At 72.6% G+C, this 25,926-nt stretch carries 24 protein-coding genes and 1 riboswitch; of the genes, 11 read left to right on the top strand and 13 right to left on the bottom strand.

Features of this window, described 5'->3' with window-relative positions:
* The first annotated feature begins 230 nt into the window (after positions 1-230).
* Positions 231-1,853: a chaperonin GroEL gene (groL, locus tag Cs7R123_RS18235; protein ID WP_212828026.1), complete on the top strand. Its 1,623-nt coding sequence runs from the start codon at positions 231-233 to the stop codon at positions 1,851-1,853.
* A 101-nt stretch (positions 1,854-1,954) separates the two neighbouring features.
* On the opposite strand, the gene Cs7R123_RS18230 is transcribed toward groL, so the two are convergent.
* From Cs7R123_RS18230 to Cs7R123_RS18220, 3 genes are all read right to left on the bottom strand, one after another.
* Positions 1,955-3,406, bottom strand: a complete 1,452-nt coding sequence (locus Cs7R123_RS18230) for a sugar porter family MFS transporter (RefSeq protein ID WP_212828024.1) — start codon at positions 3,404-3,406, stop codon at positions 1,955-1,957.
* A gap of 113 nt (positions 3,407-3,519) precedes the next feature.
* Positions 3,520-4,422 carry a GNAT family N-acetyltransferase gene (locus tag Cs7R123_RS18225; RefSeq protein WP_374706965.1) on the bottom strand — a complete coding sequence of 301 codons (903 nt, stop codon included), beginning with the start codon at positions 4,420-4,422 and terminating at the stop codon, positions 3,520-3,522.
* A gap of 2 nt (positions 4,423-4,424) precedes the next feature.
* On the bottom strand, positions 4,425-6,977 hold the full coding sequence (locus tag Cs7R123_RS18220; RefSeq protein ID WP_244871897.1) for a S8 family serine peptidase: 2,553 nt from the start codon (positions 6,975-6,977) through the stop codon (positions 4,425-4,427).
* A 148-nt stretch (positions 6,978-7,125) separates the two neighbouring features.
* Here Cs7R123_RS18220 and Cs7R123_RS18215 point away from each other — a divergent pair, with 148 nt between their 5' ends.
* Positions 7,126-8,868, top strand: a complete 1,743-nt coding sequence (locus Cs7R123_RS18215; protein ID WP_212828020.1) for a glycerol-3-phosphate dehydrogenase/oxidase — start codon at positions 7,126-7,128, stop codon at positions 8,866-8,868.
* Positions 8,869-8,890: 22 nt separating this feature from the next.
* Here Cs7R123_RS18215 and Cs7R123_RS18210 read toward each other — a convergent pair whose 3' ends face one another.
* Entirely contained in the window at positions 8,891-10,282 is a 1,392-nt protein-coding gene (locus Cs7R123_RS18210) for an FAD-binding oxidoreductase (protein ID WP_212828018.1), read from the bottom strand.
* A 22-nt stretch (positions 10,283-10,304) separates the two neighbouring features.
* On the opposite strand from Cs7R123_RS18210, the gene Cs7R123_RS18205 reads away from it, so the two are divergent.
* Complete coding sequence (locus tag Cs7R123_RS18205; RefSeq protein WP_212828016.1) at positions 10,305-10,589, top strand: DUF4031 domain-containing protein; 285 nt, start codon at positions 10,305-10,307, stop codon at positions 10,587-10,589.
* Between the two features lie 51 nt (positions 10,590-10,640).
* Here the strand turns inward: Cs7R123_RS18205 and Cs7R123_RS18200 are convergent, their stop codons facing one another.
* Complete coding sequence (locus Cs7R123_RS18200) at positions 10,641-11,270, bottom strand: metal-dependent phosphohydrolase (RefSeq protein ID WP_212828014.1); 630 nt, start codon at positions 11,268-11,270, stop codon at positions 10,641-10,643.
* 57 nt (positions 11,271-11,327) lie between these two features.
* Here Cs7R123_RS18200 and Cs7R123_RS18195 point away from each other — a divergent pair, with 57 nt between their 5' ends.
* Positions 11,328-12,491, top strand: a complete 1,164-nt coding sequence (locus Cs7R123_RS18195) for an aromatic acid exporter family protein (RefSeq protein ID WP_212828012.1) — start codon at positions 11,328-11,330, stop codon at positions 12,489-12,491.
* Positions 12,492-12,561: 70 nt separating this feature from the next.
* Here the strand turns inward: Cs7R123_RS18195 and Cs7R123_RS18190 are convergent, their stop codons facing one another.
* Positions 12,562-13,791, bottom strand: a complete 1,230-nt coding sequence (locus tag Cs7R123_RS18190; RefSeq protein WP_212829248.1) for an aminotransferase class V-fold PLP-dependent enzyme — start codon at positions 13,789-13,791, stop codon at positions 12,562-12,564.
* A gap of 92 nt (positions 13,792-13,883) precedes the next feature.
* Positions 13,884-14,023, bottom strand: a riboswitch (SAM riboswitch).
* Positions 14,024-14,121: 98 nt separating this feature from the next.
* On the opposite strand from Cs7R123_RS18190, the gene Cs7R123_RS18185 reads away from it, so the two are divergent.
* A complete protein-coding gene (locus Cs7R123_RS18185) occupies positions 14,122-15,582 on the top strand; it encodes a PrsW family intramembrane metalloprotease (protein ID WP_212828010.1) in 1,461 nt (486 codons plus the stop codon).
* Here the strand turns inward: Cs7R123_RS18185 and Cs7R123_RS18180 are convergent.
* Positions 15,546-16,823: an AI-2E family transporter gene (locus Cs7R123_RS18180; RefSeq protein WP_212828008.1), complete on the bottom strand. Its 1,278-nt coding sequence runs from the start codon at positions 16,821-16,823 to the stop codon at positions 15,546-15,548. The genes Cs7R123_RS18185 and Cs7R123_RS18180 overlap by 37 nt on opposite strands.
* Before the next feature lie 82 nt (positions 16,824-16,905).
* On the opposite strand from Cs7R123_RS18180, the gene Cs7R123_RS18175 reads away from it, so the two are divergent.
* Positions 16,906-17,241: a co-chaperone GroES gene (locus tag Cs7R123_RS18175; protein WP_374706997.1), complete on the top strand. Its 336-nt coding sequence runs from the start codon at positions 16,906-16,908 to the stop codon at positions 17,239-17,241.
* 1 nt (position 17,242) lies between these two features.
* Here the strand turns inward: Cs7R123_RS18175 and Cs7R123_RS18170 are convergent, their stop codons facing one another.
* Positions 17,243-19,120, bottom strand: coding sequence for an ATP-dependent DNA helicase (locus Cs7R123_RS18170; RefSeq protein ID WP_244872024.1), 1,878 nt, complete (start codon positions 19,118-19,120; stop codon positions 17,243-17,245).
* Between the two features lie 196 nt (positions 19,121-19,316).
* Between Cs7R123_RS18170 and Cs7R123_RS18165 the strand changes: the two genes are divergently transcribed.
* From Cs7R123_RS18165 to Cs7R123_RS18150, 4 genes are all read left to right on the top strand, one after another.
* Positions 19,317-19,823 (top strand): DUF402 domain-containing protein, encoded by a 507-nt coding sequence (locus tag Cs7R123_RS18165; protein ID WP_212829246.1) that lies wholly within the window; start codon positions 19,317-19,319, stop codon positions 19,821-19,823.
* A gap of 120 nt (positions 19,824-19,943) precedes the next feature.
* Positions 19,944-20,813, top strand: coding sequence for a PPK2 family polyphosphate kinase (locus Cs7R123_RS18160; protein ID WP_212828002.1), 870 nt, complete (start codon positions 19,944-19,946; stop codon positions 20,811-20,813).
* Positions 20,814-20,966: 153 nt separating this feature from the next.
* Positions 20,967-21,593 (top strand): DUF47 domain-containing protein, encoded by a 627-nt coding sequence (locus Cs7R123_RS18155; protein WP_212828001.1) that lies wholly within the window; start codon positions 20,967-20,969, stop codon positions 21,591-21,593.
* Positions 21,594-21,627: 34 nt separating this feature from the next.
* Positions 21,628-22,680 carry an inorganic phosphate transporter gene (locus Cs7R123_RS18150; RefSeq protein WP_212828000.1) on the top strand — a complete coding sequence of 351 codons (1,053 nt, stop codon included), beginning with the start codon at positions 21,628-21,630 and terminating at the stop codon, positions 22,678-22,680.
* A gap of 137 nt (positions 22,681-22,817) precedes the next feature.
* Here the strand turns inward: Cs7R123_RS18150 and Cs7R123_RS18145 are convergent, their stop codons facing one another.
* The 3 genes from Cs7R123_RS18145 to mtfM are packed head-to-tail and all read right to left on the bottom strand — an operon-like array spanning position 22,818 to position 24,562.
* On the bottom strand, positions 22,818-23,801 hold the full coding sequence (locus tag Cs7R123_RS18145) for a Gfo/Idh/MocA family protein (RefSeq protein ID WP_244871896.1): 984 nt from the start codon (positions 23,799-23,801) through the stop codon (positions 22,818-22,820).
* 26 nt (positions 23,802-23,827) lie between these two features.
* Positions 23,828-24,421: an FABP family protein gene (locus Cs7R123_RS18140; RefSeq protein WP_280517304.1), complete on the bottom strand. Its 594-nt coding sequence runs from the start codon at positions 24,419-24,421 to the stop codon at positions 23,828-23,830.
* 36 nt (positions 24,422-24,457) lie between these two features.
* Positions 24,458-24,562, bottom strand: coding sequence for a small membrane protein MtfM (gene mtfM / locus Cs7R123_RS40740; RefSeq protein WP_275411636.1), 105 nt, complete (start codon positions 24,560-24,562; stop codon positions 24,458-24,460).
* A gap of 47 nt (positions 24,563-24,609) precedes the next feature.
* Here mtfM and Cs7R123_RS18135 point away from each other — a divergent pair, with 47 nt between their 5' ends.
* The gene (locus tag Cs7R123_RS18135) at positions 24,610-24,972 is read left to right on the top strand and encodes a DsrE family protein (RefSeq protein ID WP_212827999.1); all 363 of its coding nucleotides are present in this window, start codon (positions 24,610-24,612) and stop codon (positions 24,970-24,972) included.
* Between the two features lies 1 nt (position 24,973).
* On the opposite strand, the gene Cs7R123_RS18130 is transcribed toward Cs7R123_RS18135, so the two are convergent.
* Together Cs7R123_RS18130 and Cs7R123_RS18125 are read right to left on the bottom strand one after the other, a co-directional pair.
* Positions 24,974-25,489 (bottom strand): hypothetical protein, encoded by a 516-nt coding sequence (locus Cs7R123_RS18130; protein WP_212827998.1) that lies wholly within the window; start codon positions 25,487-25,489, stop codon positions 24,974-24,976.
* 95 nt (positions 25,490-25,584) lie between these two features.
* On the bottom strand, positions 25,585-25,926 hold the full coding sequence (locus Cs7R123_RS18125) for a DUF1416 domain-containing protein (protein WP_212827996.1): 342 nt from the start codon (positions 25,924-25,926) through the stop codon (positions 25,585-25,587).

Here is a 25,926-nt window from a genome sequence, read left to right as displayed (position 1 = left end):
AAGGTGAAGGTGAACCGTTCTCGATGTGTCCGGCGGGCGAACGCGTGTGATCATCGGTCGGTTCGCTTGCACTCGGGGGGCGAGAGTGCTAAACAGGTGTTTGGCACTCTCCTGTGGTGAGTGCCAAAACGAAACCAAGAGTCGGACTGGCGGGGCTGCTGAATGGTGGCAGCCGGTCGTCGCGGGCCAGCCGTCCGACCTCGGGACTTGTCCAGGAGGACAACGCCGTTATGGCCAAGATTATTGCGTTCGACGAGGAGGCGCGCCGCGGCCTCGAGCGGGGCATGAACATCCTCGCTGACGCCGTAAAGGTGACGCTCGGCCCCAAGGGTCGCAATGTCGTGCTCGAGAAGAAGTGGGGCGCCCCCACCATCACCAACGATGGTGTGAGCATCGCCAAGGAGATCGAGCTCGAGGACCCGTACGAGAAGATCGGCGCCGAGCTGGTCAAGGAGGTCGCCAAGAAGACCGACGACGTGGCCGGTGACGGCACCACGACGGCGACCGTCCTGGCTCAGGCGCTGGTCCGCGAGGGCCTGCGCAACGTCGCCGCCGGCGCGAACCCGATGGCCCTGAAGCGGGGCATCGAGGCCGCCGTGGCGTCCGTGGCCGAGGAGCTGTCGAAGCTCGCCAAGGACGTCGAGACGAAGGAGCAGATCGCCTCCACCGCCTCGATCTCCGCCGCTGACACCACCGTCGGCGAGATCATCGCCGAGGCGATGGACAAGGTCGGCAAGGAAGGCGTCATCACCGTCGAGGAGAGCAACACCTTCGGTCTGGAGCTGGAGCTCACCGAGGGTATGCGCTTCGACAAGGGCTTCAACTCGGCGTACTTCATCACCGATCCCGAGCGCATGGAGGCGGTCCTGGAGGACCCCTACCTGCTGATCGTGAACGGCAAGATCTCCAACGTCAAGGACATGCTGCCGATCCTCGAGAAGGTCATGCAGAGCGGCAAGCCGCTGCTGATCATCGCCGAGGACGTCGAGGGCGAGGCCCTGGCCACCCTGATCGTGAACAAGATCCGCGGCACCTTCAAGTCCGTCGCCGTCAAGGCCCCGGGCTTCGGCGACCGCCGCAAGGCCATGCTGCAGGACATCGCGATCCTGACCGGCGGCCAGGTCGTGTCCGAGGAGGTCGGCCTCAAGCTCGACAGCACCGGTCTGGACATGCTGGGCCGCGCCCGCAAGGTCGTCGTGACCAAGGACGAGACCACCATCGTCGACGGTGCCGGTGACGCCGAGCAGATCAACGGCCGGGTGAACCAGATCCGCGCCGAGATCGAGAAGTCGGACTCCGACTACGACCGCGAGAAGCTGCAGGAGCGCCTGGCCAAGCTGGCCGGCGGTGTCGCGGTGATCAAGGTCGGCGCGGCCACCGAGGTCGAGCTCAAGGAGCGCAAGCACCGCATCGAGGACGCCGTCCGCAACGCGAAGGCGGCCGTCGAGGAGGGCATCGTCGCCGGTGGCGGCGTGGCGCTCGTGCAGGCCGGCAAGACCGCGTTCGACAAGCTCGACCTGAGCGGCGACGAGGCCACCGGTGCCAACATCGTCCGGGTCGCGCTCGACGCCCCGCTGCGGCAGATCGCCGTCAACGCGGGCCTCGAGGGTGGCGTCGTGTCGGAGAAGGTGCGCAACATCGAGCCGGGCTGGGGCCTCAACGCCGCCACCGGCGAGTACGTCGACCTGCTCAAGGCCGGCATCATCGACCCCGCCAAGGTGACCCGCTCGGCGCTGCAGAACGCTGCCTCGATCGCGGCCCTGTTCCTCACCACCGAGGCCGTCGTGGCCGACAAGCCGGAGAAGGCGTCGGCCGCCCCGGCGGGCCCCGGCGGCGGTGACATGGACTTCTGATCTTTCGGGATCAGAGGCGGCAGCTCTGCTGATCTCTCGGGATCGCGAGCGTATGAACAGCGGAAAGGCCCCGGCTTCGGCCGGGGCCTTTCCCGTGTGCGTCACATGCTTTCGAGCTCGCGGCCCCTGGTCTCGTGCACCGCCTTCGAGACGAAGATGAAGGCCAGCAGCGCGAACAGGCAGTAGAGGCCGTACGCGAAGGTCAGGCCGATGCTGGCCAGCGCCGGGAAGGTGGTGCTGATGAGCCAGTTGGCCACCCACTGGGCGGCGGCGGCCACGGCCAGTGCCGTCGCGCGGATCGTGTTGTTGAACATCTCGCCCAGCAGCACCCAGACGACCGGGCCCCAGCTCATACCGAACGCGACGACGTAGAGGTTCGCCGCGACCAGGGCGACCTTGCCGACGTCGGGGCTGAGCATGGTCACGGACTCGCCCGCCGCGTTGACGGTCTGCGTGGCGGTGGAGAAGCACCAGGCCATCGTGCCGAGCGTGACCACCATGCCCGCCGCGCCGATGAGCAGTAGCGGTTTGCGGCCGATCCGGTCGACCAGGGCGATCGCGATCAGCGTGGTGATGATGTTGGTGACGCTGGTGATCACCGTGATCAGCAGCGAACTCGACTCGCTGAAGCCCACCGACGCCCACAGCGTCGACGAGTAATAGAAGATCACGTTGATGCCGACGAACTGCTGGAACACCGAGAGCAGGATGCCCACCCAGACGATCGGCAGCAGGCCCAGGCGCGGGCCTCTGAGGTCGGACAGGCGCACCTTCTCGCCGGGGCGGCTCACCGTACGCTGAATGTCCTCGATCCGCTGGTCGACGTCGCCGCCGATCAGCCGCTTGATGACCTTGCGGGCCTCGGCCAGGCGGCCGCGCCGCACCAGGTAGCGCGGCGATTCCGGGATCTGCAGCGCGAGCACCGCGTAGATCACCGCCGGGATCGCGGCGGAGGCGAACATCCACCGCCACGCCGCGCCGCCCCACGGCACCGAGGCCATCGCCCCGCCCGCGACGTCGGCGAGCAGGTAGTCGACCAGCAGGGCGACGAAGATGCCGCTGACGATGGCGAGCTGCTGGAGCGAACCGAGCCGGCCGCGCATGTGCGCGGGGGACACCTCGGCGATGTACGCCGGGGCGATGACGCTCGCCGCGCCGACCCCCAGGCCGCCGATGACGCGCCAGACGGTCAGGTCCCAGGCGGCGAAGGCGAGTGCCGATCCGATCGCGCTGACGACGAACAGGGCGGCGGCGATGAGCATGACCCGTACCCGGCCGAGCCGGTCGGCCAGCGGACCGGCGAACCAGGCGCCGACGGCGCAGCCCAGCAGTGCCGAGGACACCACCAGGCCGAGGACGACGGAGTTGAGATGGAAGGTCTCCTGCAGCGCGTCCACGGTGCCGTTGATGACGGCGGTGTCGTATCCGAAGAGGAATCCGCCCACCGCCGCCGCGGTCGAGACCATGATCGCCGCGCCGTGCGCCTCCGCGGCGCTGCCCGGGACTGACGACGAGGCTGCCACGTCCTCATCGTCGCGCAGCGTTCGCGACATTGCGCCCGAACATGAAAATTGGTGCAATCGACGCATGCGCCGGCTGTCGCGTTGAGAAGGTGCCCTTCCACCACGGAAGGCGACGACAAGGTGCCCTTCCCTGCCACCGGAGGCTAGAGGGGCTTGCGGAGCAGGAAGAACACGCGCTCGATGACAGCCCCCGCGGCGCCGGAGTAGAAGCTCACCGGCCCCACCCACCCGATCTGGACGCTGCGCAGCCCTCGATCGGCCTGCTCGCGCAGGCACCGGCGCAGCAGCACGCCGCCGATGCCGAGTCCCGTCGCGGCGGGCAGGGTGCCCATCGGGCCGAACCAGCTCGGGCGGCAGCCGCCCCAGGCCGCGAAGCCGACCGGCGCTCCGTCGCGGAAGGCCAGTTGGCAGCCGCCGTGGCCGCCGATCGCCCGCTCCACCTCGGCCACCCAGGCCGCGTCCCACTCGGCGGCGATGATCGGGCGCAGCTCGGGCAGGTCGGCCGGGGTCGCGGCGCGTACCACGACGTGCGCGGCGGCCAGCCGCTCCTGGGCCGAGCGCGTCTCGCGCAGCGCGGGCGAGCCCTCGACCAGCTCGGCGGTCATGTTCCAGGCCGTACGGTCGTGCGCGTACCCGAGCGCGGCCAGCGAGCACAGCGCGGGCGTGTACCGCACGTCCACCCCGGGCCAGGCGTGCACCGGGGCGTTGCCGCTGACCTGGACCGCGGTCAGCCCGCGCCCCCGCAGCATCTCCTCCACCGCCTCGACCAGCGCCCGGCCGTGCCCCTGGCGGCGGTGGCCCGGGTCGACCGCGAGCAGGTCCAGGTGCCCGACCGCCGGGTCGCGATGGCCGGTGCTGCCCAGGGCCACCCCGACCACCTCGCCGTCGGGTTCGTCGCCGTCGATCGCGACGAAGCCGGTCGACCCGGCCAGCAGGTCGACTATCTCGGCCGCCTCGGCCGCGTCGTCGGCCAGCAGCGACCGCTCCAGCAGGCCGGTGACGGCGGCACGGTGGTGCGGCTCGTACGGGCCGATCATGACGGTCAACGCTACCCCGCGGCGGCGGTCACGGCGTCCGCCGCGTTGACGATGCCGGCGCCGGCCTGGTCCGCCTCCGTTCCGCAGCCGGTGGGGACGGCGGGCTTGGCGCCGCGGCGCAGCAGCTGCTCGGTGCCGGGCAGGTCGCCGACGAGTTCCGGGTGCGCCGACCACAGCAGCGCGATCACGCCCGCGACGTGCGGAGTCGCCATCGAGGTGCCACTGAGCTTGGCGTACGTGTTGCCCGGCATCGCCGACAGCACCTCGTCGCCGGGGGCGGCCAGGTCGGGCTTGCCGTCGGCCGGGCCCCGGCTGGAGAAGTCGGTGATCTGGCGCTGCTCGTTCACGGCCGCGACGGTGATCGACGCCGGGTCGGTGGCGGGCGGGGTGTCCAGCGAGCCGCACCGGGGCCCGGTGTTGCCCGCGGCGGCGACGAAGGCGATCCCGGCCGCAGCCAGGGCGGCGGTGGCCGGGCGCAGCACGGTGGCGTCACAGCCCTCGATCGGCGGGCAGCCCCACGAGTTGGTCAGCACGTGCGGGGCGCGCGCCGGGCGGCCGTCGGTGAACGGGTTCCCGCCGTGCGGGAACGGCGCGAGCATGAACTGCATGCAGTCCAGGTACAGCGAGGGGCTGCTCATGTTGCGTTCGAGGTTCACGCAGGCGACCCACTGCGCGCCGGGGGCGACGCCGACGTTCTCGCGGCCCACGGCGGTGGCCATGGTGTGCGTGCCGTGGCCGTTGTGGTCGTTGGGGGTGGTGCTGCCCGACCAGGGGTCGTACCAGGAGTCGTCGCCGCCGCGGTACTGCGCCGACAGGGCCGGGTGGGTGCCGTCCACGCCGGAGTCGGAGCCGCCGACCACGATGCCCGAGCCGGTGATGCCGCGCTTCCACAGGTCGGGTGCGCCGACCTGCTGGAGGTTCCACTGGGTCAGCGCCGGGGGCTGGGTCTGCGTGCCGTGGCTGACCCCGATCGGCCGGGGCAGCGGCCTCAGCCGCTGGTCGAGCAGCACCCGGTCGACGTCGTCGCGCGTCTCCAGCCACGCCTTCAGCTCCGGGCCGCCGTTCACCCGCAGCGCGTTGACCAGGTAGTACGGCTGGTAGTCGAAGTGCCAGCGGTCGAGGTCGCGGCGCAGCGGCGCCTGGGTGCGCTCGGCGTGCTCGACGAGCCGGTGGTAGACGGCGGCGACCCGGGCGTCGCGGCCGGGCCCGAGGCCGGTGGTGGTCGGCAGGCCGGTCAGCGGCGCCTGGTCCTTGAGCACCACGAACAGCTGGTCGCCGTAGAGGCCGGGATGTCCGGCGGACAGGTAGAAGGCGCCGGCGCCCAGGCCCAGCACCACGGCCAGGCCGGTGGCCAGGGCGCGGTTGCTGGTGCGCGGCCGCACCGCCAGCGTGTCGACGAACGGCGCCGGTCCGGCCGTTCCGTACCAGCCGCCCGCCGGGGCGCCGGGCGGGACCGGGTACGGCGTCGGCGCGGCCGGATGGCCCGGCACCGCGTGCGGCGGCACCGGGGGCGGGGCGTACGGGGCGGTGACGGTCCTGGTGCGGATGGTCCGCAGCAGGCCCAGGCCGTACGCCAGGCCCAGGATCAGGGCGATCGCCAGCGAGACCAGGGCCGCGAGGAAGACGTAGTACGGGACGTCGTGGTCGTACAGGCTGAGGTTGATCTCGTCGGGGTCGACGAAGGCGAGCGGGCCGAAGACCGCCAGCGCCACCGTGACCAGGGTGGCCCGGCCGGACGGGCTGGCGGGGGCCAGCGCGGCCACCGCGAAGCCCAGCGGCGGCAGCACCAGCAGCGTCAGCAGCTGCACCCCGGCGGCGCCGGTCCCGGCCGCCACCAGCGTCAGCACCACGCCCGCCACCAGGCCGCCGACCAGCACCAGGGTCGGCCTGCCCCGGGTCGTGAAGTGCCGCCACAGGTCCCAGCCGAGCACGGTCGCGGTGAACCAGCCGACCGCGGCCGCCGCCAGCAGGGCCGTGACCGTCTCGGTGAACCCGCCCAGCGCCCCCGCCCACAGGAACGGCACCAGCACCGCCACGCCCGCGAGCACGGCCCACCCCAGCGCCCCCGGCGTCGCCTGCGGGCGTGCCGTGACGGAGTCGTCCACCACGGGCGCGGCCGGACGCGACGCCGCGACGGCACTGTCCGATCCGGGCACATCGGCCTCGGCCGGAGGCGGGACAGTTGCGGCGGGCCGGGCGGCCGGGCGGGCGCGGCGCGACAGCAGCCATGCGGCGACGGCCGCGACGGCGGCCAGGGCGAGCAGGTACAGCTCGTTGGCGGTGGCCGGGATGAGGCGCAGCAGGCAGCCGACGGTCAGCGCACCGGCACCGGCGAGGAAGGCGCGGCCGGTGGCCCGTACGCCCTCGTGCCGGGGCAGGGACGCCAGCAGCGCGGCCGGGCCGCCCACCAGCAGCGCGGCGCCCACCGCCGGGGCGAGCCAGACCCAGCCGGGGGCCTCCAGGCCGAACTGGCCGAGCAGCTGCTCCCAGAAGACGAGGCCGTACTGGCTGGCGACGGCGAAGCACACGGCCCACAGCCCGAGCAGGACGGCGAGGATCTTCATGCCCGCAGCCGGATTCGCCCCGGTCGGAGGCGGCGGCGCCCACGTCGCCGCAGGCCACCCGCCCTGCTGCGATCCGGGGGCGCCCGAGTTGTGCGGAACACCCTGTCGATCACCGTATGAGGACACAGCCGCACGGTACCGTGATGGGATGCGTGACCGCAGCGTGTCCCGCTTTGCCGCCGGCGCCCTCTCGCCAGAGCGCCGCAGTGCCGACCTGCGCCGGCTTCGCGAAGAAGAGTTCGATGTCCTGATCGTCGGGGGTGGAGTGACCGGTGCCGGTGCGGCACTGGACGCCGCCTCGCGCGGCCTGCGGGTCGCGCTCATCGAGGCGAGCGACCTCGCCTCCGGCACCTCGTCGCGCTCGTCCAAACTGATCCACGGCGGCCTGCGCTACCTGGAGCAGCTGGAGTTCCCGCTGGTGCACGAGGCGCTGCGCGAACGCGGCCTGCTCACCACCCGGCTGGCCCCGCACCTGGTGCGGCCGGTGCCGTTCCTCGTGCCGCTGCCCGCCGAGCAGCAGGGTGTGTCCGGGGTGGCCCGGCGCGCCTGGCACCGGGTCTACTACGGCGCCGGGGTCGCGCTCTACGACGCGTTCGCCGGGATCGTCGGGCACGGGCGCGGGATGCCGCTGCACCGGCACCTGACCCAGGCCGGGACGCGGCGGCTGTTCCCGTCGCTGCGGGAGGAGGGCCTGGCCGGGGCGATCCGCTACTACGACGGGCAGGTCGACGACGCCCGGTTCGTGGTGACGGTGGCCCGGACCGCGGCCAGCCTCGGCGCGGCCGTGGTGACCGGGGTGCGCGCGGTGGGCCTGCTGCGCCAGGCCCGCGAGGTCACGGGGGTACGGGTCAGCGACGGCACCGGGGAGTTCGACGTGCGCGCCCGCACCGTGGTCGCGGCGACGGGCGTGTGGAGCGGCGACGTGTCGTCGTGGCTGCCCGACGCGAAGATCGGGTTCCGGGTGCGGGCGTCCAAGGGCGTGCACCTGGTCGTGCCGCGCTCGGCGATCACGGGCGAGGTCGGGCTGATCCTGCGTACCGCGACGAGCGTGCTGTTCGTCATCCCGTGGGGCGGGCACTGGATCATCGGCACCACCGACACCGACTGGGCGCTGGACCGGGACCACCCGGCCGCGTCGGCCAAGGACATCGAATACCTGCTCTCGCACGTCAACGCGGTGCTGGACCGTCCGATCGGGCTGTCCGACATCGAGGGCGTGTACGCCGGGCTGCGGCCGCTGCTGTCGGGGGAGTCCGACTCCACCTCGGCCCTGTCCCGCGAGCACGCGGTGGTCGAGCCGCTGCTCGGGCTGCTGCTGGTGGCGGGCGGGAAGTTCACCACGTACCGGGTGATGGCACAGGACGTGATCGACCGCGCGGCCCGCCGCCTGGGCACGGTGCGGGCCAGCGGCACCGCCGGGCTGCCGCTGCTGGGCGCCGACGGCTGGCAGGCGATGTGGCGCGACCGCGCCGACCTGGCCCGGCGGCACGGGCTGAGCGCCGGGGCGATCGAGCACCTGCTGGAGCGCTACGGCACGCTGACCACCGAGCTGCTGGCGCTGATCGACGCCGACGCCGCGCTGAAGGAGCCGCTGCCCGGAGCGCCGGAGCACCTGAGCGCCGAGGTGGTGTACGCCGTCGGCCACGAGGGCGCCCGGCACCTGGTCGACGTGCTGTCCCGGCGTACCCGGATCTCGTTCGAGACCGCCCACCGGGGCTCGGCGACGGCCCGCCGCGCGGCTGAGCTGATGGCCCCGGTGCTGGGCTGGGACGCGGCCACCGTCGAGGCCGAGATCGCCAGGTACCTGTCCCACGTCGAGGCCGAGCGGGAGTCGCAGCGGATGCCGGACGACGTCGCGGCCGACGCCGCCCGTCTGGCCGCCACCGTCTAGCCGGACGAGAGCGAGAGCCGGCTCAGGCGGCGAGGACCTTGCCCGGGTTGAGCAACCCCGACGGGTCCAGCGCCGCCTTGATGGCGCGGTGCACGTCCACGCCGACCTCGCCGAGTTCGGTGGCGAGCCAGTCGCGTTTGAGCAGGCCGACGCCGTGCTCGCCGGTGCAGGTGCCGCCCAGCGCCAGGCCGCGCTCCATGATCTCGTCGAAGACGCGGCGGCCCGCGGCGACGCTGGCCGGGTCGGCCCGGTCGACCACGATGTTGGGGTGCATGTTCCCGTCCCCGGCGTGCCCGACGACCCCGACCGGCACGCCGTGGCGCGCGGAGATCTCGGCGACGTCGTCGAGCAGCTCGGCCAGCCGGGTACGCGGCACCGCCACGTCGTCGATGATCAGCCCGCCGTGCTCGTACAGCGACACGGCCAGCCGCTCCATCGCCGGGTGCGCCAGCCGTCGCGCCAGCAGCAGCTGCGCCGCCTCCTCGGCGTCGGTGGCCTGCCACACCTCGATCGCCCCGGCCGCGGTCGCCGCCTCGGCGATCCGCTCCAGATCGGCCGCCGCCCGCGATCCGGTGTCGGCCGAGGCCAGCAGCAGCGCGGCCGCTGTGGTGTCGAGGCCCATCGGCCGGTATGCCTCGATCGCCTCCAGGTGCACCCGGTCCAGCAGTTCCAGCAGGCTGGGCGACAGCCCGGCGGAGAAGATCCGGTTCACCGCGTCCCCGGCGGCGGCCGTGGTCGGGAACACCGCGACCAGGGTCAGCGACTCCTCGGCGGCCGGGCGCAGCGCCACGGTGATCTCGGTGATGATGCCGAGGGTGCCCTCGGAGCCGACGAACAGCCTGGTCAGGTCGTATCCGGCGACGCCCTTCGGGGTGCGGCGGCCGGTGCGCAGCACCCGCCCGTCGGCGAGCACGACCTCCAGGCCGAGCACGTACTCGGTGGTGACGCCGTACTTCACGCAGCACATGCCGCCCGCGTTGGTGGCGACGTTGCCGCCGATGGTGCTGGACTCCCACGAGCCCGGGTCGGGCGGGTAGCGCAGCCCCTCGGCGGCCACGGCGCGGGCCAGGGCGGCGTTGACGACGCCGGGCTGGACGACGGCGATCCGGTTGGCCGGGTCGAGGTGCAGGATGCGGTCCATACCGAGCATGGAGACCACCAGGCAGCCGTCGACGGCGTTGGCGCCGCCCGCCAGGCCGGTGCGCGCGCCCTGGGCCACGACCGGCACGCCGTGGCGCGCGGCGGCGGTGACGGCGGCGGCGACCTCCGCGGTGGACTGCGGGCGTACGACGGCCAGCGGCACCCCCGCCTCGACCAGATCCGCTTCGTCCCGCCGGTATGACGCGAGCAGGTCGGGATCGGTGATCACCCGATCGGGCCCCAGCGCGCCGCGCAGTTCATCGAGCAAGGTCACCCGAGCACGCTAGCGTGAACGGGTGATCTACGTCGACAACCCGGTCTGGCCCGCCCACAACCGCCTGTGGGCGCACCTGGTCAGCGACGTCTCCCGCGCCGAGCTGCACGCCTTCGCCGAGCTGCTGGGCGCCCCCCGCCGCGGCTTCGACCGCGACCACTACGACATCCCGTCCGAACTCGTCCCGGTGGCGATATGGCTCGGCGCCACCCACGTCACCGCCCGCGACATAGCCCGCCTCCTCCGCACCGCCAACCTCCGCCTCCCCAAACACCTGGCCACCGCCGCACGCCCCCCCGTGCGTTGATCATGAACTTGTGGCACGGTTCGACGGTGTGTCCCGTGCACAGCTTCCTGATCAACTGGCCTCGGGGTCGGCGGCGGGAGCCGGGGCGTGGAGGGCGGACAGTTCGCGGGTGAGGTTGGTGCGGGCTGCCACCTCCCAGGTGGGGTGGTGGTGGTACAGCTGGGGGAGGGACAGGAGGTTGCGGAGGACGGTGGCGCGGCCCACCTGCCAGAGCTCGTCGGGGACGTGGGCGTACTCGGCGCGTACGCCGGCGACGTAGGTGCAGTAGTCGGGCCACGGGACGGCCAGGATCGCCAGGTCGGCGTCGGCGAGCCGGGTGCCGGTGCGGTCGGCGGGGTCGACGGCGTGGCCGGCGGTGAGCCGTACCAGCCGGACCGCCTCCTCGACCACGGCGGCGGGCAGGCCGCACTCGGACAGCAACGCCGCGGTGAGCTCGGCGCTGCGCTCCTCGTTGTCGGCGGCGGTCGGGTCGTAGATCGCGTCGTGGCCCCACAGCGCCAGCTCGATCACCGGGTCGTCGACCAGGTCCAGGGTGGCGGCCAGGTGGGACAGGTCGTGGTAGAAGCGGTGCGGCTCGGACCAGCGGTTGACCAGCTCGGTCCCGACAGCGGTCAGGGTGTCGTCGGGGGCGGTCGCCCCGGCGGCGCGGGCGGTGGCGACGAAACGGGCTACCTCGGCCATGGCTGAATCTTGACGCATCGGCACGGCTCGCGATGCGGTCTGCGCCACAGTGGTGTCATGGACGCCGCTGAGCTCGGCCGACGCACCCGGGTCACCCTGGGCGACCGGGCGCGCCGGGTCCGGGCGGGCGCCCTGCTGGCGGCGCAGGCGGCGATCGCGGCGGGCGGGGCGTGGTGGGTCGCGCACGACCTGATCGGGCACCGCCAGCCGTACTTCGCGCCGATCGCGGCCGTGGTCACGCTGGCCATCTCGATGGGGCAGCGGATGCGCCGCGCGTTCGAGATCGTCGCGGGCAACGCGGTCGGCATCCTGCTCGGCGAGCTGCTGGTGCTGTACATCGGCCGGGGCGTGTGGCAGCTGGCCCTGGTCGTGTTCCTGGCCATGTCGCTGGCGGTGTTCCTGGGCGGCTCGGCGGCCCTGGTCAGCCAGTCCGCGTCCTCCGGCATCCTGGTGGCCACGCTGCTGCCGACCACCACCGACTACTTCCTGAGCCGGTTCGTCGACGCGGTCGTCGGCGGTGCGGTGGCGCTGGTGGTGATGGGCCTGCTGCTGCCGCTGAACCCGCTGACCGTGGTGAGCAGGGCGGTGGCCCCGCTGCTGGACAGCCTGTCGCGCGGGCTGCACGAGGGCGCCGACGCGCTGGAGCACCGCGACGCCGACGTGGCGCAGGCGGCGCTGGGGGACATGCGCCAGGCCGAGGCGCAGCTGCGGGCGTTCGGCGAGTCGCTGACCGCCGGGCGCGAGCTGTCCACGATCGCGCCGGTGCACTGGCGCAAGCGGGCGGCGCTCACCGAGTACATCGACGCCGCCGACCATCTGGCGCGGGCGCTGCGCAACAGCCGGGTGCTGGTACGCCGGATCACGTCGATCCTGCGCGACGGCGAGCAGGTGCCGCCGCCGCTGGTGGACGCGGTGCACCAGCTCGCCGACGCGGTCGACCTGCTGCGCCGGGACCTGGCCGCCGCCCGCGAACCCGAGGACAGCCGCGACGCGGGCGTACGCGCCGTACGCGCCGCCCGCGAGGCCCACACCGCCGGCCTGGACTTCTCCGGCCAGGTCGTCTACGCCCAGGTCCGCTCGACGGCGACCGACCTCCTCCGCGCCACCGGCCTGCCCCGCGAGGACGCCGAACGCCTCGTCCGCCGCGCCCACACCCGCCGCCCACCCGCCCCCGCCCCACCCGCCCCCGGCCCGTCGGCGGGCCCAGAGGCGGCTAGTTGATCAGGAAGCCGTGCACAAGACACGCCGTCGAACCGTGCCATAAGTTCATGATCGACGCCTAGAGGGCGGGCTAGAGGGCGGCGAGGGCGGCGACGAACGCGTCTACCTCGGGTTCGGTGGTGCCTAGGCCGATGCTGGCGCGGAGGGCGGTGGTGGGGGTGGTGGGCCAGCGGTGGCGGTCGGCGGCCTCCTGGAGCAGGCGGCGGGCCAGGGGGTGGGCGCAGAACAGGCCGTCGCGTACGCCGATGTTGTGCTCGCGGGCCAGGTAGGCCGCCACCTCGGACGAGTCCCGGCCGCGCACCGCGAACGACACCACCCCGATACGCGGGGCGGTGGGCTCGAAGGTGCGCAGTTCGGCGACGCCCGGGATGGTCGACAGCCCGGCCCGCAGCCGGGCCAGCAGCAGCTGCTCGCGCCGGTGCAGCGCGTCGCGGTCGGCCGCCTCCAGCGTCGCGCAGACCGCGGCCAGCGCCACCGCGCCGAACAGGTTCGGCGTGCCCGCCTCGTGCCGGGCCGGGCCGGTGTTCCAGCGCACGTCGTGCGTGGCGTCGCCGACGCCGCTGGTCGCCCCGCCTCCGGCCAGGTACGGCTCCGCCGCGTCGAGCCAGTCGCCCCGGCCGACGAGCACCCCCGCCCCGAACGGGGCGTAGAGCTTGTGCCCGGACAGGGCGAGGTAGTCCACGTCCAGCGTGCCCAGGTCGACCGGCACATGCGGGGCGAGCTGGGCGGCGTCCACGACGGTCCGGGCGCCGAACCGGCGCGCGATGTCGGCCAGCTCGCGCACCGGCCACAGCTCGCCGGTGACGTTGCTGGCCCCGGTGACCGCGACCAGCACCGGGCCGTCGGGGGAGTCCCGGCGGACCTGGGCCAGCGCGGCGGCCAGGTAGCGCACCGCGGCGGCGGCCGAGTCGGGCACGGGCAGGCGGATGGCACGGTGCCACGGCAGCAGGTTCGCGTGGTGCTCACCGGCGAAGGTGACCACGGTGGTGCCCGCGGGCAGGGCCGCGGCCAGCAGGTTCAGCGCGTCGGTGGTGTTGCGGGTGAAGATCACGTGGTCGTCGGCGCGGGCCCCGACGAAGTCGCCGACGGTCTGCCGGGCGCGCTCGTAGGCCAGCGTGCACCGCTGGGACAGGGCGCCCGCGCCGCGGTGCACGGAGCCGTACCAGGGCAGCAGCTCGGTGACGGCGTCGGCGGCGGCCTTGAGGCACGGCGCGGTGGCGGCGTAGTCCAGGTTGATCTGGCCGGGCACGCCCAGCACGGTCAGATCGGCGGCGGCGACGCGCACCGGCTCGACGGGCACGGCGGGCGCGTCGGTGGAGCACGAACGGGTGGCGACAGCGGTCACGGGGGCACCTCCGGGGTCAGGGACCCCGGCTGCGGTGACAGGCAGGAGGTCCGCGCTTGCCCAGCACGACCGTCGGACTGGGCCTGGTCATCACCCGGGGCACCCCGCCGCGAACACAGAGGGTTGCCGGTCAGCGAGCCGGGGCTTTGCCCGCGCCGGGACGGCGGGGCGGCTGACACTCGTAACCTGGGCGTCAGTATAGCGATCCCGGACGCGCCCCGTCCCGGCCCTTTCGGTCGATCGACGGGACGAGCAGCGGCGGACACCGGTGGGTAGGCTGCGGGCATGGCCGATCACACCGCCGACGGCAGCCCGTACGCCGCGCTGCCGTCCTACCTGGCCGCCGACGCCGTGTCGCCGACGCCGCCGGCCCCGCCGCCGCGGCCGAAGCGGGGCTGGCGGCGCTGGCTGGCGCTGGGACTGGCCATCGTGGTCGTCGCCGGTTCGGCCGTGGGGATGCTCGGCTACCTGGGCTGGAACCTCGGCCCGCAGGCGTTCACCATCGGCCTGGTCGCCGCGGTGCTGCCGGTGCCGGTGCTGGTCAGCGTGTTCCTGTGGCTGGACCGGTATGAGCCGGAGCCGCCGTGGCTGCTGGTCGGCGCGTTCGTCTGGGGCGCGTTCCCGGCCACGGGCCTGGCGCTGCTGGTGAACAGGTTCTTCTTCGAGACCGTCGGCCTGCCCGACGCGATCGTGGCCACCGTGGTCGCCCCGGTGGTCGAGGAGAGCGGCAAGGCGCTCGGCCCGCTGCTGATCTTCTGGTTCATGCGCCGGGAGCTGTCCGGCATCACCGACGGCCTGGTCTACTGCGGACTGTCCGGGGTCGGCTTCGCCATGGTCGAGAACATCCTCTACCTCGGCGGGCACGGCTACTCCGACGCCAACTCGCAGTACGGGCCGTACTCCGGGGCGCAGCTGGTGTTCATGATGTTCCTGCTGCGCATCCTGCTGTCGGGCTTCGCCCACCCGCTGTTCACGTCGATGACCGGCGTCGGCATCGGCATCGCGGCCCGCTCGCCCCGCCGGGTGGTGCGCATCTGCGCGCCGCTGTGCGGCCTGCTGCTGGCGATGATGATGCACGGCTCGTGGAACCTGATGGCGGTCCTGTCGGCCGAGTACACGCCGCTGTTCTTCCTGTACGGCTACATCGCCGTGATGATGCCGGTGTTCCTGTTCATGGTCGGCGTCGCGCTGTGGGTGCGCGCCCGCGAGGGCAGGCTGGCATTGCAGGTGCTGCCCGCGTACGCCGCGGCGGGCTGGCTGACCCCGCCCGAGGTCGCCTCGCTGGGCACGCTGGGGCGCCGCCACGCGGCCAAGGTCTGGGCCCGGCGGGTGGCGGGCGACGCCGGCCGCAAGGCGATGCGCGACTTCCAGTTCGCGGCGACCCGGCTGGCCCTGGTGCGCGACGGCATGATCCGCGGGCTGGACCGGACCGACGCGCAGCGGGCCGCCAGCGCCGAGGAGGAGTCGCAACTGCTGGCCCAGCTCTTCGCGGCCCGGCAGGTCTACGCGGGCCGCGACCCGCAGATGCCCCCGGCGCACTGGGACGGCAGCTCCTACCAGGTGGTCTTCCCGGACGGGGTGGCCCGCCCGGTGCCCGCGCCGCCGGAGCCGGTGGTGCCGCTGCCGCTGCTGCCGCCGCCACCGGTCCCGGTCTACCAGGCCTACCCGGCGTTCCCCGGCTACCCGCCGCCGGGCCAGCCGCCGCAGCCCTACTTCGGCGGGTTCTCCGGACCGGCCGCGGGCTGAACCGCGACGGCCGCGACCTCGGCGTTCGTGGGCGGCCGGGCGCCGACCAGCTGACGGATCGCGGTGTTGAGCACCGCGATCAGCGGCACCGCGATCAGCGCGCCGATGATCCCGGCCAGCGACACGCCCGCCGCGATGCCGATGATCACCGCGAGCGGGTGGAGGGCGACCGCCCGGCCCATGATCAGCGGCTGGAGCAGGTGGCCCTCGATCTGCTGCACCGCGATCACTGCGGCGAGCACCAGCAGCGCCGTCACCCAGTTGTTGGTGGCGATCAGGGCGACCAGCACGGCGACGGCGCCGGACAGGGTGGCACCGACGATCGGGATGAACGCGCCGAGGAACACCAGCGCGGCCAGCGGCAGCGCCAGCGGCACCCGCAGCACGACCAACGCGATGCCGATGCCGACCGCGTCGATGAACGCGACCAGGACGGTCGCCCGCACGTACGACCCGAGCGAGCGCCAGCCCGCCACGCCCGCGCGGTCCAGCGGCTCGCGGGCGTTCTTGGGCAGCAGCTTCAGCAGGAAGCGCCAGATCGAGCGGCCGTCGCGCAGGAAGAAGAAGAGCGAGAAGATCACCAGGAACAGGCCGCTGAGCACCTCGATCAGCGTGGTCGCGGTGGTCAGCGCCCCCGTGGTCAGCGCGTCCTTGTTCGCGTTGATCATGTCGGTGAACTGCTTGATCAGGTTGTCGAGCTGCTGGTCGGTCAGGTGCAGCGGCCCGGTCTTCAGCCAGCCGGGGATCTTCTTGGCGCCCTCGGTGCCCTTGTCGATGAGCTGCGGCAGGCCGTCCAGGAACTGGCTGATCACCAGCCACAGCGTGCCGACCACGGCACCCAGGCCCGCCACCACCACGATCGCGGTCGCCAGCGAGCTGTGCACCCGCTTGCGCTTGAGCAGGCGTACCGCCGGGGACAGCAGCGCCGCCAGCAGCAGTGCGATCAGCAGCGGCACGATGACCAGGCTGACCTTGCCCATCAGCTGGAGCAGGTAGTACAGCGCGAAGCCGAGGATGATCAGGCGCCAGCCCCAGGCCGCGCCGATGCGCAGCGCGTACGGCACGTCGGCGTCGTCGCGGCTGCTCGTCGAGTGGTGGGCCTGCTCGGGCTCGGCGGCGGGCAGCGCCTGCTCGGCCTGCCGCCGCTCGCGCTCCTCCTGCTCCCGCCGGGCGCGCACGCCGGCCCGGCTCGCCTCGTACGCGCGCCGGACGTTCGCCTTGAAGTTATCCAACCGACCCACAGTGGCCTCCCGAAGACGATTCGCTCAGGTTAGTCGCCTGGCACCCCTCACACCCCGGGGAAGTACCCTGACCGGCGTGACTGTGAACTCGTCGAGCGACGACTCCGGGCTGCCGATCCGACTCCTGCACGACCGGGTGCTGGTCAAGCAGGAGGCCAGCGAGGGGGAGCGGCGCTCGTCGGCCGGGCTCGTGATCCCCGCCACCGCCTCGGTCGGCACCCGGCTGTCCTGGGCCACCGCGGTCGGCGTCGGCCCGCACGTGCGCGCGATCCAGGTCGGCGACCGGGTGCTGTACGACCCGGACGAGCGCTCCGAGGTCGAGCTGCACGGCGAGTCGTACGTCCTGCTGCGCGAACGCGATGTGCACGCCGTCGCCGCCTCCCGCGTCGAACCCGACGCCACCGGCCTGTACCTCTGACTCAGCTCTGGGAGAGCCTGCGCAGGGAGTTCAGCACGACTTCCTGCTTGGTGGTGTACCAGAACGGCGGCAGGCTGGCGCGCAGGAACGCGCCGTAGCCGCGTGCCGTCTCCAGCCGGGAGTCCAGCACCGCGACCACGCCCTTGTCGGAACTGGTCCGGATGAGCCGGCCCACGCCCTGGGCCAGCCGGATCGCCGCGATCGGCACGCTGACGGCCGCGAAGCCGGAGCCGCCCGTCGCGTCGACGGCCGCGGAGCGGGCCGCGGCCAGCGGCTCGTCCGGGCGCGGGAACGGCAGCCGGTCGATGACGACCAGCTGGCACGCGTCGCCGGGCACGTCCACGCCCTGCCACAGCGACATGACGCCGAGCAGGCAGCTGTTGCGGTCCTCGCGGAACTTGCGCACCAGCAGCGGCAGCGCCTCGTCGCCCTGGAGCAGCACGGTGAGGTTCGTCCTGGCCCGCAGCAGCTCGGCGGCCTGGGTCGCGGCCTTGCGCGAGGAGAACAGCCCCAGCGTGCGGCCGCCCAGCGCCTGCACCAGCGCCAGCAGCTCCGCCCCCGCCGCGTCGGGCAGGCCCGAGGCGGCCGGGCGCGGCAGGTGCGACGCGACGTAGAGGATGCCCTGCTTCGGGTAGTCGAACGGGGAGCCGACGTCCAGCGAGGTCCAGCCGTCGTCCTGGCCAGGCTTGTCGGAGACCGGCAGGCCCAGCGAGCGGGCCACCGTGTCGAACCGGCCGCCCAGGGTGAGGGTCGCGGACGTGGCCACGACGGTGCGCTCCTCGTATAGCTTCTCGCTGAGCAGGCCCGCGACCGACAGCGGCGCCACGACCAGTGCCCGGCGCGGTTCCTGCTCGACCCAGGCCACGTCGTGGTCGGCGTCGGCCAGCAGCCGCTGCGCGGTCTTGGAGACCTCGTCGAGCAGCGACTTGGCCTGCTGCTTGCGCACGGGATCGGGGTCGTCGGCCTTGATCTCGCCGATGCGGGTCAGCGCCCGGCGGGTGGCCCCGTCGAGCAGCGTGCACGCCTCGACCATGGCCTGCGGCAGCGGCCCGGTGATCCGCCCGGCCGGGGTCTCGGCCAGCCCGACCGTGAGCGCGTCGGCCCCCTCGACCAGCGCCTGGTACTCCTCGCCCTCCAGGAAGGTGCGGGCGGCGCGGGCGGTGCGGTCGACGGTGTCCGGGGTGAGCTCGGCCTGGGCGGCGCTGGAGACCCGGTCGGCCAGCTCGTGCGCCTCGTCGATGATCAGCAGCTTGTGCTCGGGCACGATGTGCCGGCCGGCCATCATGTCGACCGACAGCAGCGAGTGGTTGGTGACCACGATGTCGGCCTCGCGGGCGCGGGCACGCGACAGCTCGGCGAAGCAGTCCGCCCCGTACGGGCAGCGGGCGGCGCCGACGCACTCGCGCGCCGGGGTGGAGACCATCCGCCAGGCGGTGTCGTCGACGCCGGGGTCCAGCTCGTCGCGGTCGCCGGTGTCGGACTCCATCGCCCAGTCGCGGATGCGCGCGATCTGCTTGCCCAGCCGCCCGGCCTCGCCGAGCCACTTGGTGCCGCCGCCGCTGCCGGTGTCGAACAGCGAGTCCTGCGGGTCGTTCTCGTCGGAGTGCTCCAGCTTGGCCATGCAGATGTAGTGGTGGCGGCCTTTGAGCAGGGCATAGGTCGGCTCGCGGCCGAGCACCTTCGCGACGGCCTTGCTGATGCGCGGCAGGTCCTTGTCGACGAGCTGTGCCTGGAGTGCCAGCGTCGCCGTCGAGATGACGACAGGGCCGTCGACGACCAGCGCGGGGGCGAGATAGGCGAGGGACTTGCCGGTGCCGGTGCCGGCCTGCACGAGCAGGTGGTCGCCGGACTCGACGGCATCGGCGATGGCCTGCGCCATCGCCTGCTGGCCCGGCCTGGTGGCGCCGCCGGGAACGGAGCCCACCGCGGCGGCGAGCAGGTCCAGCGCACTGTGGCTGGGGGTTCGGGTCTTCTTCGGCGGCACCGAATGACCGTACCGGCACGCACCGACACCCTTCCAACGCGGCGCCGGATTTGGGAGTATGGCGCATTGTGGGATCAGCCACGAGGTGAGGTTGCCGATGAGCGTCGTACGGGTGGAGATCCGCAAGTTCGACGGGAGCACGCACCGGGCGTACCCGGCGCAGCTGCTCGGCCGCGACGAGTACGGCACCTGGCTGGGCATCCCGAGCGGGACCGTCAGCGACAGCGGCAAGGTGTACGAGATCCCCGGCGTGGTCCTCGTCCCGCACACCGGCTGGTGGACCGCGATGTTCAACGCGGCGCCCCGCAACACCTCGGTCTACTGCGACATCACCACCCCCGCCACCTGGCACGACAGCACCGTGGTGGTCACCGACCTGGACCTGGACGTCCGCAAGATCCGCGAAACCGGCGAGGTCCAGCTGGTCGACGAGGACGAGTTCGCCGCCCACCGCGCCAAGTTCAACTACCCCGACGAGGTCGTCGCGCAGGCCCGCGCCGCCGCCCAATGGCTCCTAGACGCGGTCACGTCGGCCCGCGAACCCTTCGCCACCCACTACCACCCCTGGCTGGCCCACGTCTGCCCCACCGCCTCGTAGTGTTGATCATGAACCTATGGCACGGTTCGGCGGCGTGTCGAGGGCACGACTTCCTGATCAACTAGCGCCGGATTGGCCGTAGCGGAGGCGGGCACCGGCATCCTGCGCAATGATCGGGATGTGGCGCAGGTGTCCGAATTGCTGCGGGCCGGGTCGGGGGTAGACCTCGGCTCGATCGATCCCGCCGGTACGCCGGGGCTGCCCGATACCAAGCAGGTGCGGCGCGACCCGAAGTCGTGGGCGCGGGCCGAGCTGGCCGATCTCGGCACGCAGCTGGCCCGCCGCCAGGAGATGCTCTACGCCTGCGCGAAGAAGGACCGCGCCGAGCGGCGCAGGGTCCTGCTGGTGCTCCAGGCCATGGACTGCGGCGGCAAGGACGGCACGGTGCGCCGCGTCGCCGGCACCATGAACCCGCAGGGCCTGCACATCGTCGGCTTCGGCCCGCCCACGCCGAAGGAGCTGGAGCACGACTTCCTCTGGCGCATCCGCCACGCCCTGCCCGAACCCGGGCTCATCGGCATCTTCAACCGCTCCCACTACGAGGACGTGCTGGTGGCGCGGGTGCGCGACCTGGTGCCGCCGAAGGTGTGGCAGGCGCGGTACGCCAAGATCAATGCTTTCGAGCAGGAGCTGATCGACTCCGGGTGCGCGGTGGTCAAGGTCATGCTGCACATCTCGTACGACGAGCAGCGCCGCCGCCTCCTCCAGCGCCTGCGCGACCCCGCGAAGTACTGGAAGTACAACCCCGAGGACGTGGACAACCGCGCCTACTGGGATGCCTACCAGCGCGCGTACGCCGACGCGATCGCCGAGTGTGGAACTGGTCACGCGCCCTGGTACGTCGTCCCGGCCGACCGCAAGTGGTACCGCGACTGGGCCGTGGCGCACCTGCTGCTGGACGCGCTCGACCACCTCGACCTCGCCTACCCGCCGCCCGATTTCGACCCGGAAACCGAGATCAAACGGATGGAGCGGGACGGAACCGGCTAGGTTTGGCGGCCTCACCCGAAGGTGAACAAGAGGTGAACAGGTCATGAATCCCGGGCGGCAACGGGTGACCGGCGCACCAACAGAAGGTGAGTGTGCTTAGCATTCACGCCGACCGGACCGACTTGAGAGACCACCGACCCAAAGGTGCTAGCGGTGAAGTTTTCGCTCCGCCCCCAAGAGGGCGCCTTCTACGAGATGTTCTCCCGTGCTGCCCAGAACCTGGTCCGCGGCACCGAACTGCTGACCGAGCTGGCGCTGCCCGGTGCCGACGTGCAGTCGGTCAGTGAGCGGCTGGCCGACGTCGAGCACGACAGCGACCAGATCACGCACGAGCTGTACAACAAGATCAACTCGACCTTCATCACCCCGTTCGACCGGGAGGACATCTACCGCCTGGGCTCCGGCCTGGACGACGTGATGGACCACCTGGAGGCGGTCGGCAACCTGGTCTACCTGTACGGCCTGACCAAGCTCCCGGCCCTGCCCCGCGAGATGATCGAGCTCATCGACATCCTCGACCAGCAGGCCAAGGTCACCGCGCTGGCCATGCCGCGGCTCAAGCAGATGAAGGGCCTCAAGGACTACTGGGTCGAGTGCAACCGGCTGGAGAACGACGGCGACCGCACCTACCGCATGCTGCTGGTCCGCCTGTTCAGCGGCGAGTACGACGCGCTGACCGTGCTCAAGATGAAGGAGGTCGCCGACGAGCTGGAGGCCGCCTGCGACGCCTTCGAGCACGTGGCGAACACCGTCGAGACCATCGCGGTCAAGGAGTCCTAGTGGCCGCGGGCGACACGCACCTGCGGGGGTCGGCATGAACGACCTGCTCATCCCCGTCATCGCGGTCATCGTGGCCGCCATGGTGTTCGACTACACCAACGGCTTCCACGACGCCGCCAACGCCATCGCGACCAGCGTCTCGACGCGGGCGCTCACCCCGCGCATCGCGCTGGGCATCGCCGCGCTCGGCAACTTCGTCGGCGCCCACTGGGGCGGCCAGGTCGCCAAGACCGTCGGCAGCGGCATCGTCACGCTGCCCGAGGGTGCCGCCAGCCTCGGCGTGGTGCTGGCCGGCGTCCTGGGCGCCATCACCTGGAACCTGTTGACCTGGTGGTTCGGCATCCCGTCGTCGTCCTCGCACGCCCTGATCGGCGGTCTGGTCGGCGCGACGCTGTGCGCCTCGCTGTTCGGCCTCAGCGGCACCGTGCTGTGGGGCGGCATCGTGGAGAAGGTCGTCCTCCCGATGGTGTTCTCCCCGCTGACCGGCTTCATCCTCGGCGCCCTGCTGATGCTGCTGCTCCTGTGGGGCGTGTACGGCCTGGCCAAGGCCTGGTCGGGCACCAGGGCCGCCGGGCTCACCAGCCCGTCGCCGCTCAACCGGTTCTTCCGGTTCATGCAGTCGCTGTCGGCCATCGCGATGTCCTTCGGCCACGGCATGCAGGACGCCGCCAAGACCATGGGTATCGTCGTGCTCGCGCTCTACGTCGGCGGCTTCCAGTCCAGCCCCGACCACATCCCCGGCTGGGTGTACTACACCTCGGCGACCGTGCTGGCGGCAGGCACCTACGCCGGTGGCTGGCGCATCATCCGGACCCTGGGCCGCCGGGTCATCCACCTCGACCCGATGGCCGGCTTCGCGGCCGAGACGGTCGCCAGCACCGTGCTGTTCACCGCGGCGGCGCACGGCTGGCCGATCTCGACCACGCACACCATCACCTCATCGATCATGGGTGTGGGTGCGACGAAGAAGTTCTCGGCCGTCCGCTGGGGCGTGGCGGGCAACATCGTGATGGCGTGGATCCTGACGTTCCCCGGCGCGGCCCTGGCCGCCGTCATCGCCTACGTCCTGGTCCGCCCCCTGTTCTGACCTTGACGAAGGGCACCTTCCGCCGCGACGCGGCGGAAGGTGCCCTTCGTGCAAGATCGGCGGTTCCGGTCAAAGGCTGCGCTTCAGCGCCGCCAGCTGACCGCAGGCGGCGATCATCACCACCGCGGCCGCCCCGCTCAGGCGTAGGTGACGCCGATCTGGGCGCGGACGGCGTCCAGGGTGCTCATGACAGCCAGCGTCGAGGACAGCGGCACCAGGTCCGACTCCAGCTTCCCGGCGCGCAGGCAGCGGGTCGCCTCCTCGGCCTCGTAGTTCAGGCCGGTCGGGTCGAAGTCGAACTGCTGCGGCTCGGCCCCGTCGCGGTGCAGCACGAACCGGTCCGGCGCGTGGAAGCCCCACGGGAAGTCGATCTTCCCGGTCGAGCCGGTGATGGTCGCCATCCGCACGTCGCCGCCGACGCCGCAGTACAGCGTCGCCACCGCACCGGAGTCGAAGCCCAGCACCATGCCCGTACGCGCGTCGGTGCCCTCCGGCCACAGCGACGCCCACGCCCGCACCTGCGTCGGCGCACCCAGCAGGAACTGGGCGAAGCTCACCGGATACACCCCGAGGTCCAGCAGTGCGCCGCCGCCGAGCTTCGGGTCGCGCAGGCGGTGCTCGGGGCCGGGGTCCAGCGCGATGCCGAACGACGCCTGCACGCCGACCACCTCACCGATCGCCCCGTCGGCGATCAGCTCCTTGGCCTTGAGGATCGCGGGCAGCGTACGCGTCCACATCGCCTCCATCAGGAACAGCTCGCGCTCCCGGGCCACCGACACCAGGTCCTGCGCGGTGGCCAGGTCGAGCGTGAACGCCTTCTCCACCAGCAGCGGCTTGCCCGCGCGCAGGCACAGCAGCGCCGTCTCATGGTGGTGCGAGTGCGGCGTGGCCACGTAGATGATGTCGACGTCCGGGTCGGCGGCCAGCGCCTCCCACGAGCCGTGGGCGCGCGCGGCACCGTGCCGCTGCGCGAAGGCCTCGGCGGACGACGGCGTCCGCGAGCCCACGGCGGCGAGCACGGTGCCCGGCACCTTGGTCAGGTCCTGTGCGAAACGTGACGCGATCCCGCCCGTGGCGAGGATGCCCCAGCGGATCGTGCGGTCGCTGCTCTGATCAGTCACGAGGCGAAGCTACACCGGTTAAGGCGTCAGCCCCCGACACGGATCAGCTTGGCGCTCAGGTGCGGCGTCAGGCCCTGGCCGACGGCCGCCATGTCCTGCGCGTACAGCAGCGCCCGGTCGACGATGCCGTAGAGGCGCTGCCCGGCGGTGACCTCCTTGGCCGACGCGGTGCGCGCCACGAAGTCGGTGGCCATCTCGATCTGCGGCGGGTTGGACTTCACCTTGCCCAGGTACAGCTCCATGATCCCGGTCGGGGTGGTCAGCAGCGCCTCGACCTCGTCGCCGTGCTCGCCACCGGGCCGCCACCAGCCGACCTCGCGGCCGCCCGGCCGCACCGGCTTGTCGTCGTCGCCGAGGATCCAGGCGCGGGCCTCGTAGAACAGGAACGGGCGGCCGTCGTGGCTGATCCGGATCTCCTGCGCGAAGTGGAAGTTCTCGATCGTCGGGTAGCTGCCCTCGCCGCGCCCGCGCCACAGCCCGACGAACGGCAGCAGGTCGAGCAGCTGCGGGTGCAGGTCCGGGCCCTGGCGCAGGTCGTGGGTGTCCTCGAAGGGGTACGGGTCGACCGGCGGCGCGTTGAGCCAGGCCGGTGGCTGGATCGGGTTGTCCTCAGTGGTCACGGTCCACACCTGTCGTCGCGGCGCCGGGAGCTCGGCTCACCAGCGTCCTCGGGATATCTTCACGGCGAGATACGCCAGGCCACCGGCGAGCGCGCCGAAGCCGGCGACCAGCAGGCTGACGAACCCGATCTCGGTGACCACAGACAGATCCTAGAAGGAGCTCCAAGCGGCGCGCATAAGCTGTCCGCGTGGCACGAAAACTGATCGTGAAGACGACCGCCGGCGCCGACGCCCCCGAGCGGTGCGCCCAGGCTTTCACCGTCGCGGCGACCGCCGTCGCGGCCGGTGCCGAGGTGTCGCTGTGGCTCACCGGCGAGTCGAGCTGGTTCGCGCTGCCGGGCCGGGCCGCCGAGTTCGAGCTGCCGCACTCGGCGCCGCTGCCCGACCTGCTGGCCGCGGTGCTGGCCGGGGGCACGGTCACCCTGTGCACCCAGTGCGCCGCCCGCCGCGGGATCACCCAGGACGACCTGGTCGAGGGCGTACGCATCGCCGGGGCCGCCGTGTTCGTCGAGGAGTGCCTCGCCGAGGGCGCCCAGGCGCTGGTCTACTAGGTCAGTTCGCGCGGCAGCCGGAGCTGAGGTCGAGGGCGAGGGTGCCCTCACCGGTGATCTTTCCGCGTACGGCGACGAAGTCCCCGGCGTCGAAGAAGAACGCCTCGGCCGGGCCCTCGCCGGGGCGGACGGACACGTCGGGCACCCCGGCGACCAGCGCGGTGAGCGCCCGCGACTCGTCGCCGACCGGGCCGGACAGGGTGATCGTGCGGACCGTGTCCGTGCCCTGGCGGGCGGAGGTGAGGGAGCAGCTGCTATCGGCGTACCCCTGGTCGTCGACGACCCAGCCCGGCGGGACCTGCCGCAGCAGCTGCCCGGCGGTCTGGTCGATGGTCGCGCGGGCCTCGGCGATCGTGGTCTGGTCGTGCACGGTGGCCCGGTCGTGGAAGGCCGACCAGAACGCCAGCACCAGCAGCAGCACCGCCCAGGCGGCCACGAGCGAACCCCACAGCCACCGGCGCCCGCGAGGGGCGGGCGGGGCGGGCGACTCGTGCGGGGCCGGGGCGTCGATCGTCACGCCGTTCATATTGCCACGCCGCCGCAGCCCGCAGACGCGGCGAGGGCGCCGCCCCGGCAGAGCCGGGCGGCGCCCTCGCGCGCTGGTGCGGACGGTCAGGCGACCGTCAGGCTGAGCTGGTTGACGCCGCGCTCGGCGGTGACGGTCGCGTCGCCGTTGCCGAAGCGGGACAGGGCGCGCAGCTGCCAGGTGCCCGGCGCGGCGAAGAAGCGGAACTGGCCCGCGGGCGAGGTCACGACCTCGGCGGTGAACTCACCGCTGCGGTCGAGCAGCCGCACGTACGCCCCGGCGATCGGGTCGCCGCCGGCCGCCTGCACGACGCCCGTGATCACGGTCTCCTTCTCCAGGTCGACGCTCAGCGGAAGCGGCGCGGCCTGGTCGGGAGCGGCGCAACCGGCCGCGGTGGTGGAAGCAGCGGTCTGAGTCGGGGTAGTCAT

This window comes from Catellatospora sp. TT07R-123, assembly GCF_018327705.1.
In the GTDB taxonomy this organism is placed as follows: Bacteria; Actinomycetota; Actinomycetes; order Mycobacteriales; family Micromonosporaceae; genus Catellatospora.
This window is presented reverse-complemented; position numbering and strand designations above follow the sequence as displayed.